Source organism: Sedimentitalea sp. XS_ASV28 (assembly GCF_041224545.1).
GTDB lineage: Bacteria > Pseudomonadota > Alphaproteobacteria > Rhodobacterales > Rhodobacteraceae > Sedimentitalea.
The window spans coordinates 1-8,085 of record NZ_JBGFGP010000057.1; the positions used below are offsets into that span (position 1 = coordinate 1).

Sequence of the window (8,085 nt, forward strand, 5' to 3'; positions counted from 1 at the left end):
CATGGTTGAGCGGTGCTTCAACAAACTCAAGAACGCCCGGCGCGTCGCAACCCGCTACGATAAGACGGCTGAAAGCTTCCTGGGCTTCATCGACATCGCGTCAATCCGACTTTGGATCCGTCATTTGTCAACATGACCTAAGAGCTGTGGGTTTTGTAAAAGCCATTGCTGCCGCCGCAATCGTTGAAGATTCTTGTGCGACAAACCCGTAGCAAAAATTACCTTTGGTTTTGTCACCATTTTGGCCAATGTTTGAGGAATCGGTCGTTGGTGCATTGAGCAGCATCCGTCGTTTTGGGCTCACCGCTGCCCAATGCCCGCGCAGCATTGCCCACGCGGCAGATCGAACCACACCGGTCATCCCCTAGATTTGCCAAATCTCTGATTTCATGATGTCTTGATCAATGTGCGGCCGTTCACAGATCAACAGCTGATGTTCGTGCCCCGGGTGGCGAAGTCTGAAGGTGAGCCCATATTTCCAGATTTCTGCGACGCAGCCAATGGCCGCTCTCAGGTTTGACACCTGAGGCGATGGCATCTAGAAAATAAATTCAGGGGTGCGCAGGAACCTCGTGAGGCGCCAGCCCAATCTTGCATCCTTCCAGTTATGACTCTGCACGGAGGATGCTTTATGGCGTCTTACAATGAAATCCACGTATCTGCTCTGGCTCGCCTGATCGGGACAGCCGATTGTCCGACCCTTCTCGATCTGCGCATCGATGAAGACTTTGACGACGACCCAAGACTTATTCCCGGCGCCTCCCGCCACCCGTTCAAAGATGTCCTCGAACTGGCTGATGAGCTCACGGGCCGATCGGTGGTGGTCTATTGCCAAAAGGGTCTCAAGATCAGTCAAGGGGCGGCGGCGCTGCTGCGCGCAGCTGGGGTTCGGGCGGAAGTTCTCGAAGGCGGGCAATTCGCATGGCGCGACGCGAAGCTTCCCATGGTGACAACGGACAAGCTGCCGCCGCTGGATGCGTCGGGTCGCACGGTGTGGGTCACGCGACATCGCCCGAAAATCGACCGGATCGCCTGTCCGTGGCTCATACGTCGTTTCATCGATCCAAAAGCGCAAATCCTGTTTGTAGCGGCCTCGCAAGTGACCAATGTGGCGGAGCATTTTGGCGCGACCCCCTTCGACATTGAGGATGTGTTCTGGAGCCATCGCGGCGAGACCTGTACCTTCGATACGATGATCGAAGAGTTTGGCATCGGGCATGACGCCCTGTCACGGCTTGCCGTGATCGTGCGAGGGGCAGACACCAACCGCCATGATCTGGCACCCGAAGCTGCTGGCCTTCTGGCGGCGTCTTTGGGGCTGTCTCGCATGTTCCGCGATGATCTGGACCAGCTTGAGGCGTGCATGTTGCTGTATGATGCCTTCTATCGTTGGGCGCGCGACGCGACGAACGAAGGGCATGACTGGCCTGCCGCTTCGACAAGGGCTTGAATCATGAGCAGGACAGATAACGTCAAGGCGAACATGGCCCCGTCTCTCGCGGACGCAACATGTGTCTGGTGGAAAATCGGTATCCTGTCTTTTGGCGGGCCTGCGGCACAGATCGCGCTGATGCACAAAGAGGTCGTGGACGACCGCAAGTGGCTGTCTGAACGACAGTTCCTCAACGCACTGAGCTTTTGCATGCTGTTGCCGGGGCCTGAGGCGATGCAGCTTGCGACCTATGCCGGTTGGCGACTTCACGGCACGATTGGCGGTCTGATCGCCGGGTTGCTTTTCGTCATTCCCGGTGCGGTCGTGATCATGACACTCGCGGCGATCTATAGCTTTTTCGGGAATGTCCCGCTGGTCGAGGCGCTGTTTTACGGAATCAAGGCCGCCGTCCTGGTAATCGTTGTCGAGGCACTGCTGCGCGTCTCGAAAAAGGCGCTGACCCAAAGGCAGCACTGGATCATCGCGGGGGCAGCTTTTGTCGGGATCTTCTTCCTGTCGATCCCCTATCCGCTGATCGTCTTGATTGCGGGTCTCTATGGTCTGATCACGTCAACCACGCCTGCGGAGGGTAGCGCAGTCGACATGGCTCATGTGTCGGCTCAGAAAACCGGCGGAACGATCATCCTCTGGCTTGCGATCTGGCTGCTTCCGCTATTGGCGCTTACCTGGTTCGGTGCACCCGATATTCTTGTCCAGGTGGGGACGTTCTTCAGCAGGTTGGCGATCGTTACCTTCGGCGGTGCCTACGCGGTGCTGGCCTATATGGCGCAGGACGTGGTGGTGCAGTTCGGTTGGCTGAGCGCAGGCGAGATGATCGATGCTCTGGGTCTGGCAGAGACCACGCCAGGCCCGCTGATCCTCGTGACAGAATTCGTGGGCTTCCTGGCCGGGTTCAAGGAGGAGGGGCTTGGCCTCGGAGTGACCGCCGCCATTGTCGCTCTCTGGGTGACTTTTGCACCGTGTTTCCTGTGGATCTTCGCCGGAGCGCCGTACATCGAATGGATCTCGAACCAGCCACGTCTGCAGGGCGCACTTAAGGCCATCACGGCCGCTGTCGTGGGCGTCATTCTAAACCTGTCGCTCTGGTTCGCGCTGCATGTGCTGTTCGCCGCAGTGGCCCGCACACGCTGGGGCCCCGTCACATTGTGGCAGCCTGAGTTCGCCACCATCGAGTGGCTCGCACTGTTGCTCTTCGGTCTAAGCTCCTTTCTGGCCTTTCACTTGCATTGGGGCATCATCCGTATCCTGCTCGTCGCCTCGATTCTGGGCGCAGCGCTACGACTGCTGCTCTGATACGCCTGACCCAGATCCGGACTTTGGCGCAGCCGCAGCGAAGGCCCGGTTTGTCCCGCGTCGTTCCTGTCTGACCCGGCTGCCGCGAAAGTGCGGTTTCGGACCGAGCAAATTTGGCATCCGCCAACGACCGCAATGACGGCAAGCGCCGCGTCGCAGCAACAAGCGTACCACAAGCGCAAAGGAATGCTGCATCAGCAAAGCTCCGAAATCAAAAGTCGGGTTTGTCCGCATCTTTCCAGTTCGCAGCCGTCGCGGCGAAGGTCTGCAAACTCTAGGCTGGCAAACCACGCCGTGCTGGTTCACCTGTCTTGAGCACTGCGTTCAGGATCACGATCAGCTTGCGCATCACAGCAGTGATCGCGACCTTCGCGGGCTTACCGCGTTCTCGCAGGCGACGTGCGAAGGTTTGCATAGCTGAATCAAGGCGAAGGGCGGTCATCGCCGCCATGTAAAGGCTTGCTCTGAGCTCTCGCCTTCCGCCTGAAATGCGGCGGTGGCCCTTCAACCTCCCTGAATCCTGTGCATGGGGCGCGAGGCCGACGATAGCAGCGGCCTCCCCCTTGGTCAGCGACCCAAGTTCCGGCACGTAGGCAAGGCAAGCTGCCGCTGTCTTGGCGCCAACACCGATCACCGATGTCAGCAGATCGGACTTCCGCCGAAACTCTGGTGTCGCTGCGATCAGCTTGGCAATCTGTCCATCCAGTTCCTGGATCTCCTTGATCATGGCACGAACATGGCGCTTGAGAGATCGTTCCACACTTTTGATTTGTGAGTGTTCGAGCCGGTTCTGTTCAGTGCGGATGATCTGAGTAAGGTCATCTCGCCGCCGCCGCAACCCGCGCAGTTCCATCGTTTCCGGTGTCGGAGGCTGCCACAGCCGTAGGTCTTCTGATTTTGCCGCAAACAGCGCCAGCATCCATGCGTCAACTGCATCCGTCTTGGCAGCAAGGCCGAGATATTTCGCAAAGTTCCGGGTCCGGGTTCCGTGGGCGCGGTGAACAGGTACGCGATGAGAACACTGGATAGGCAATGGATTATTCCAGACAATCGCCTGCTCAACCGCGCCAATCCCACCCTCTGGGAGGCTTTCGGGCCGTCTCAAATCTTTATCACCTCGCCGGAAGACAGAACGCCGACGAATGGCCCCGCCTGTTCGATTAGCGCACTTATTCCCGACCTTCACCATTACCACGGTCGCGGGGGACGGGTGTTTCCACTTTGGGCCGATAGAGCTGCCAGCCAACCCAACATTCGGCCCGCGTTACTTGCCGCGCTCACGCGCAGTCTGAGCAACCGGGTAACGGCCCCCGATATGTTGGTTTATATCGCGGCTGTAGCAGCCAACCCAGCCTATACCGCGCGCTTTCAATCCGACCTTATCCAGCCCGGTCTACGCATACCGCTGACCGCCCGCCACGACCTGTTCCAAGAGGGCGTGGAAATCGGCAAGCGTGTGGTCTGGCTCCACACCTACGGCGAACGCTTCACTGACCCCGCGAATGACCGCCCCGCAGGTCCACCAAGGGCCGCAGAAGGCCCCACCATCCCAAGGGGCGGAGCCATCCCGGCGGACCCTGACAAGTTCCCCAATGAATTGAGCTATGACGAGGCCGCGCGCCGCCTCTATGTCGGCGAAGGCTTCATCGACAATGTATCGCCAGAGGTCCGGGCTTACGAGGTCTCAGGTAAGAACATCATTGACCAATGGTTCAGTTACCGCCGCCTTGACCGCAGCCGTCCGATTATCGGCGACCGCCGCCCGCCGTCGCCGCTGGAACAGATCCAGCCCGACCGCTGGCCCGCGTCCTATACCGAAGATCTCATCAACCTGCTTCACGTTTTGACGCTGTTGACCGCCTTGGAGCTCGACCAGGCCGACCTCTTGGAGTGTATCTGTTCTGGCCCGCTTATTGACGCCGAGTTGCTACGTGCCGAGGGCGTTTTTGACGACGACAGCTCCGCCACGACCCGCGCAGGAGATGACCGACAGGACGAATTCGCGTTTTGATTGTCATGCGTCTACTGGACGTGCGAAGTTCTCAAACTTTCACGCACTGCCTTGGATATTCGACCTGTTCAGGTTTCGTCGAAATCCCAGGATTGCTGCGGGTCTTCAGGGGGAAGATCGAGGTCGGCCGTCCGGTATGCGTCCAACCCCGCGTGCTTTGCGTAGCTATGGACATCAGCATCATCAGAATAAACAGCGTGCGCGCCTTCGGCCTTCGCAATCGCAACGATCTGACGGTCAAATTTAATCTTGGTTTTGGTCGCGTCGGGGTTTGCCGCGTCAATACGATGGCCGCCGCGCTTGATCGCGTCGCTCATCGCGATGGCCGCTTCAATGGCTGCCTTCTGGTCGAAGGGAGCGATCCTGAAGGCTGCTTGACCGTTGAGGGTGTCGAGGTATGCCTGCATGGCAGCTCCGGCATGAACCAGCACCTCGCTCAGCACAGGAGTCGGAATAACGATCTTCTCCTTGTCGGCTGTGAGGTTTGCGATCAGATACTCGATCCGCTCGGCCGCCTTCTCTACGGAAATGCCGGTAGCAGGATCAACTGGTGCTTTGGCGTTGGGATCGAGGACAAGCAGCAAGATCGAACTATCGAAAACAACCATTAGTGCAGACCGTTGCCCCTCTCGCGCAGAGCTTTCAGCGCACCAATCGGATCGTCCATATTGGCCCATTCACTGCCTTTGATCTCACGCATCTGGTCGATAGCGCCTTTAAGATCGTCGGGGGCGAGCACGGTGAAATTATCCACACGAAACTTCTTCAGAATCCAATTTCCATCTTGATCACGAAGCCATCGGCCTGTGCCGAAAATACGCACTGGCTCGTACATATGCTTGGCAAGACGGCGAGCAGTATCGCGATTGGTGTCGATGCCGGTATACTTAATCTCACCGTTCTGTAGCTGAAGGTGCACGGTCTGATCCGCGCCGCTGACGCTGATCAGTATTCCATCGAGCGTGCCTTCCTGATTGAACGGCCCATACGTTGTCGGTTTGGGGCGGTTCACACCTGGAAAGACAATGATTTCGGCGCTCTCGTCGCCGTCTTCGTAGACGAAGCCAGTGGCGTTGTCTTCCGCAAGCAAGCGGTCGATCTCTGTCTTGGCCCTTGTTGCCTCGGGACTACCCTCACCTCGCTTCACCTGGGCGATATGAGCTGCAACCTTCGGCACGTCCTCGTGGTCGATTCTCGTGACAAGTTGCGTGCTGCCGGGCTTCAGAGTATCGAAGTGAACGGCAGTATCATGACCGAGCATAGCGGCAAGGTGTTGCATGTACTGAGCCAACCGTGCCATCGGAATGGTCTCGGGCGTGTAGGCTTTGATATACAGCGTGTAGTTCTTGCTCATGGTCTCACTCATCGCGGCCGCTAGGGTTGAGCCGCAGTCCTCATCGTAGCATCTAGAGTTGGCGAATGACAATAAAATCCAATGAAGACATGGATTTAGGAAAGGTCTTTGAAATTCAGAATCTTAGCGGATCCCATGTGCATAGGAGTGCTTCGCCGGGACGGTGCTCCCCCGTTTAGCCTAAGCGTGATTTGGAGGAAAGTTGATGGAACGGCGAATGCACCCCGACAGCCATGAGTTACACGACTGGCCCATATACGGTCCCAAGGACCCGGAGATCGCCAATCTGGTTGACGCGCTCGCATACGACCATGGACTCCGTGTTCGAGAGATCGAAGAGGTTATTTTGCGAGCGCTACGAGATCGTGTGGCAGCTGAAGAAGCGCGAAGTGGCCACAGCTCTACCTGATGGGCTTTCGTACTGCTTGGTGTGGTGCAAAGTGTGGTATGTAATTTTTGCTATAAAAATTTATTTAGTATTATCAACTGAATAACTGAAATATAACGCACCCTTCGTCTCCGCCACTACACATTGATTTCTTTGAAGAAATTGGATGTAAGGTAAATCTACCCACGGCCTACCCATAGATCATATTTGGCTATGAAGCCGCATAGCTAGCGGCAATGAGCGTGTCTATCTTGCTGATGTCATTCTTGTTTTTAAGCGTGATTTCTAGATCACCAGTCCCAAAATGCCCGATCTGGCGAACGTCGCGCATCATGGAAGCGTCAATTGCGACTGTGTCAGGGTCAAGGTTCAGATACACGCGAACGACGCGCTTTTGATTGTAGACTTGGACCGAAGCGAAATTCCTGTTCCGTCGAAAGGCCATGTAGTGTTTCTGTGGATGCAATGAAACGTCATCGCCCAATGCCACCAGTTTCTTTGCAAGCTCATCGTACGTTGCACGAACGACTTTCGGCGCGGCATCGATTTTGTCCTTCACCGTGACAACAGGCTTGCCGGGTTTAGCAGAAGCATTGCCGCCACGATCTGGAACCGCCTCTTTCAGTTCTTCGGCGAGAGTAGGAAGCACCAACAGCCGGTGAATAAGCCCTTCAACCGTATCCAGAATGACGGCTAGCTGTTCTTTGGTAGGTGCCCACCCTCGGTGTGCGGCGGCGTTCCCTGCTTCCACCACCGGATTCAGTATTTCCCGCTCCTGAGGGGAAAGCTTGCCTTCGTCTTGCAGAGCTTGGAGACCTTTGGGGAAGTTGCCCTTGTCGCCAACCGTCAAGACTATGAGGCGGTCAATCAGAGTGCGTGAACCAAATGTAGCGAGATAATGCGAACCCGATTGCAGAGACTTATAGATTTCTCCAGAAATCTCCCGAAGCGTATCGTCGGGAAGATCATCAAACCAAGGTGGGGATGCGCGGTAGGTAACTGGTGGATATATCTCTTCGTCCCACAAGGCTTCGCGGTGTTGCTGGCCCGTGGACGGGTCTTCGAAGTAGTCGAAGTGTTCGGAGAAATGCGTCTTCTTGACCAATGCGACGTTCTCACAGCCGCAGCATTCTACAACGCAGTATCGGGCAGTTAATCCCGTGCCGCTCCGTGTATCATAGGTATCCGATTGATGCTCTGCCCGGACAAAGTGATTGGTTCTGCCCTTGCAGCGGTTGCAGAAGAACTTCTCAGTGGATGTTTCAGGCATTGGCCAACGTTGCCCCCGTGAATCGCCCCGGTTTCATCGGAGACCTATAGCTTCATTTCACGCGACCATATCGAGCACGTCGCGCTGTGCATAGAAGTTCTCCTCGGCCTCGGCTGGCGGGATGTTTCCGATGGGGCCAAGCAGACGCCTGTTGTTAAACCAGTCGACCCAGTCGAGCGTCGCCATGTGTGGATGGCTCCGTTTTTGCAAGGGTTATTTCAGGCGACCGTGATCTTTGCGGATTGCGGTCATGTGTCCGGCCTGTTGTCGCGGCGCTTCATGACCGCTGGCCTTGATGAAGTCCGCAGGTCGGCTC

General features: G+C 56.7%; 8 protein-coding genes and 1 pseudogene. 4 read left to right on the top strand and 5 right to left on the bottom strand.

Translation table 11 applies throughout. From position 1 onward, the window contains the following. From AB9K34_RS02055 to chrA, 3 genes are all read left to right on the top strand, one after another. A partial coding sequence (locus tag AB9K34_RS02055; protein ID WP_369952484.1) for a transposase occupies positions 1-136 on the top strand: 136 nt, incomplete at its 5' end. 495 nt (positions 137-631) lie between these two features. After that, positions 632-1,450, top strand: a complete 819-nt coding sequence (locus AB9K34_RS02060) for a chromate resistance protein ChrB domain-containing protein (RefSeq protein ID WP_369952787.1) — start codon at positions 632-634, stop codon at positions 1,448-1,450. Positions 1,451-1,453: 3 nt separating this feature from the next. Next, on the top strand, positions 1,454-2,746 hold the full coding sequence (gene chrA / locus AB9K34_RS02065; protein WP_369952788.1) for a chromate efflux transporter: 1,293 nt from the start codon (positions 1,454-1,456) through the stop codon (positions 2,744-2,746). Between the two features lie 274 nt (positions 2,747-3,020). On the opposite strand, the gene AB9K34_RS02070 is transcribed toward chrA, so the two are convergent. Further along, positions 3,021-3,851, bottom strand: a complete 831-nt coding sequence (locus AB9K34_RS02070; protein ID WP_369952789.1) for an IS110 family transposase — start codon at positions 3,849-3,851, stop codon at positions 3,021-3,023. Between AB9K34_RS02070 and AB9K34_RS02075 the strand changes: the two genes are divergently transcribed. Continuing rightward, positions 3,744-4,757, top strand: a complete 1,014-nt coding sequence (locus tag AB9K34_RS02075) for a type ISP restriction/modification enzyme (protein ID WP_369952790.1) — start codon at positions 3,744-3,746, stop codon at positions 4,755-4,757. The genes AB9K34_RS02070 and AB9K34_RS02075 overlap by 108 nt on opposite strands. A gap of 68 nt (positions 4,758-4,825) precedes the next feature. Here AB9K34_RS02075 and AB9K34_RS02080 read toward each other — a convergent pair whose 3' ends face one another. From AB9K34_RS02080 to AB9K34_RS02095, 4 genes and pseudogenes are all read right to left on the bottom strand, one after another. Continuing rightward, complete coding sequence (locus AB9K34_RS02080) at positions 4,826-5,365, bottom strand: hypothetical protein (protein WP_369952791.1); 540 nt, start codon at positions 5,363-5,365, stop codon at positions 4,826-4,828. Next, entirely contained in the window at positions 5,365-6,111 is a 747-nt protein-coding gene (locus AB9K34_RS02085) for a hypothetical protein (protein WP_369952792.1), read from the bottom strand. Before AB9K34_RS02085 ends, AB9K34_RS02080 begins: the two co-directional genes overlap by 1 nt. 599 nt (positions 6,112-6,710) lie before the next feature. Beyond that, a complete protein-coding gene (locus AB9K34_RS02090) occupies positions 6,711-7,604 on the bottom strand; it encodes a DUF5655 domain-containing protein (RefSeq protein ID WP_369952793.1) in 894 nt (297 codons plus the stop codon). Positions 7,605-7,826: 222 nt separating this feature from the next. After that, positions 7,827-7,952: pseudogene (locus tag AB9K34_RS02095) on the bottom strand (IS3 family transposase); the annotation flags it as partial. Between the last annotated feature and the right edge of the window lie 133 nt (positions 7,953-8,085).

Excerpts from the sequence above, each read along its gene's own strand:
- chrA (WP_369952788.1), top strand. The coding sequence starts at position 1,454 with ATGAGCAGGACAGATAACGTCAAGGCGAACATGGCCCCGTCTCTCGCG.
- AB9K34_RS02080 (WP_369952791.1), bottom strand. The coding sequence starts at position 5,365 with ATGGTTGTTTTCGATAGTTCGATCTTGCTGCTTGTCCTCGATCCCAAC.
- AB9K34_RS02060 (WP_369952787.1), top strand. The coding sequence starts at position 632 with ATGGCGTCTTACAATGAAATCCACGTATCTGCTCTGGCTCGCCTGATC.
- AB9K34_RS02085 (WP_369952792.1), bottom strand. The coding sequence starts at position 6,111 with ATGAGCAAGAACTACACGCTGTATATCAAAGCCTACACGCCCGAGACC.